This window comes from Polynucleobacter sp. 35-46-11 (genome assembly GCF_002281105.1).
In genome coordinates this window covers 1-1,923 of sequence record NZ_NCFJ01000475.1, presented here as the reverse complement: position 1 = coordinate 1,923, position 1,923 = coordinate 1, and the positions used below count along the sequence as shown (strand labels likewise).

Here is a 1,923-nt window from a genome sequence, read left to right as displayed (position 1 = left end):
CCACCCTAGCGCCTAAATTGTTGGAGCAATTGCAAGGCAACTTATTGAATCGCGCGAATGTCAGTTTAGAGAGTGCACTTAGTGTTGATGCTCTATATCAGACAGCCAATAAACAGCGTATTGCGACTAAGGATTACTTCTTAGAATTTAAATCTACTGGTGCAGTAGAGCAGTCAATGCGCGTGCGTTGGATTACCAGAATTGCGCCAGATAACGGAGTATGGATTTATCAAATCTCCGTTTTGCATACAGCACCAGCAAGGGTAGATGCAAAACAGTTTTTCTCTGAAGAGGCATACGCCAACTTCTTTGATGAGTTCCGTCCAGAATAGTTTCCAGACGAAACGAAAATTCAGATTAAGACTTTTCTAAGGCGGCCACTTTAGCTTCTAGTGCTTCTAGCTTTTCTCTGGTCTTTGCTAATACCTTCGATTGCAAATCAAACTCTTCACGAGTCACTAGGTCCATTTTCTGGAAACCTTGATTCATCATGGCGCGCACATTCTTTTCAATCTCTTGTGCAGGTGAGTTACGAATAGCATCCCCAACCTTGTTTTGCATATCGCTAGCAATTCGCTGGATTTGTTCTAGGATTTCGCCTGTTTTTTGCATAATGCTGCCCGCCGTTCTATTGAAAGTTGCATAAAAGACACAGTCAACATTTTATGTTGTTGAGTCAAAAACAGCTGAAACTAGTCAAAAATGCTGCAGTTGCACCAAAATGAACCAAATTGGTGCAAATGTAAGCACTAAAGTAGTGCATAAGCCTTATTTAGGGGAATTGCACCAATTTGAAAGAGGCCCCGAGATTCATGATCACTCCATGCAATAAAGCATTTATCCCTTTTTTCATTACACACAGCAAGGAGTAACACATGAAAACTATTCAAAAGACAGCCATCGCTCTAGCAGCATCTGGCTTATTAAGCGGTCTAGCTACTCAGTCAGCAATTGCTGCTGATGCTCCAGAAGTGAGCCCTATTACTGCTAACGTAACGGTAACTAATGATTACCGCTATCGTGGTATTACACAAACCAACTATCAGCCAGCCATTCAAGGCGGTTTCGATTATGCGCATGAGAGCGGTCTTTACATTGGTAACTGGAACAGCACAATTAACTGGATTTCAAACGCTACTAGTAATGGTGTGCAAGCTCCAATCGAGATGGACTTCTACGGAGGTTTTAAAAAGGAGCTGATTGGAGAAGGTTTTGCCTCTGATTTGGGTGTGTTGCAGTACTACTACAATACTACGGGTGGAAACTACAACAATGCACTTGTAAATCCAAACACAACTGAAATCTATGCTGCACAAAATTTTACTTTTGGCCCAGTAACTGGTTTTGTTAAGGTCAACTACGCATTAACCAATATTTTTGGAGCGCCGAATAGTAGTGGATCTTTTTATCCTGACCTCACTGCTAACTACGATACGGGTATTTGGGGTGTTAGCTTAAATGGTCACGTTGGTTATCAATATATCGCTGGTCAACCAAATACTCCTACTGGATGGTCCTCAACTCCAAACAACATAAGCTACACAGATTGGAAGTTAGGCGCTACAAAAGACTTTGGCGGCGGACTTTCATTATCAGCGGCTTACGTTAGTACAAATGCTAACCCAGTTTGGTGGAATACCTATACCAAGGGCGGCACATCAGCTGGTCGACCTGGTGCTGTAGTTTCTCTTACAAAAACTTTCTAATTCTTTCCTCTGAACGGAGAAACGTATGAAATTAATTACCGCAATCATCAAGCCCTTCAAGCTTGACGAAGTGCGCGAAGCTCTCTCGGAAGTGGGAGTTTCGGGCATTACCGTCACTGAAGTTAAAGGCTTTGGTCGTCAAAAAGGTCACACCGAGTTGTATCGCGGTGCAGAGTATGTAGTCGACTTTTTGCCAAAAGTAAAAATTGAAGCTGCT

At 42.4% G+C, this 1,923-nt stretch carries 3 protein-coding genes and 1 pseudogene; 3 read left to right on the top strand and 1 reads right to left on the bottom strand.

The features are described 5' to 3' along the window. Positions 1-332, top strand: a pseudogene (locus B7Y67_RS16545) (hypothetical protein); the annotation flags it as partial. 25 nt (positions 333-357) lie between these two features. Here B7Y67_RS16545 and B7Y67_RS16540 read toward each other — a convergent pair. Continuing rightward, entirely contained in the window at positions 358-612 is a 255-nt protein-coding gene (locus B7Y67_RS16540) for an accessory factor UbiK family protein (protein WP_215302167.1), read from the bottom strand. 263 nt (positions 613-875) lie between these two features. On the opposite strand from B7Y67_RS16540, the gene B7Y67_RS16535 reads away from it, so the two are divergent. Together B7Y67_RS16535 and B7Y67_RS16530 are read left to right on the top strand one after the other, a co-directional pair. Next, a complete protein-coding gene (locus B7Y67_RS16535) occupies positions 876-1,706 on the top strand; it encodes a TorF family putative porin (protein WP_293599567.1) in 831 nt (276 codons plus the stop codon). Between the two features lie 25 nt (positions 1,707-1,731). Further along, a partial coding sequence (locus B7Y67_RS16530) for a P-II family nitrogen regulator (protein WP_293599566.1) occupies positions 1,732-1,923 on the top strand: 192 nt, incomplete at its 3' end.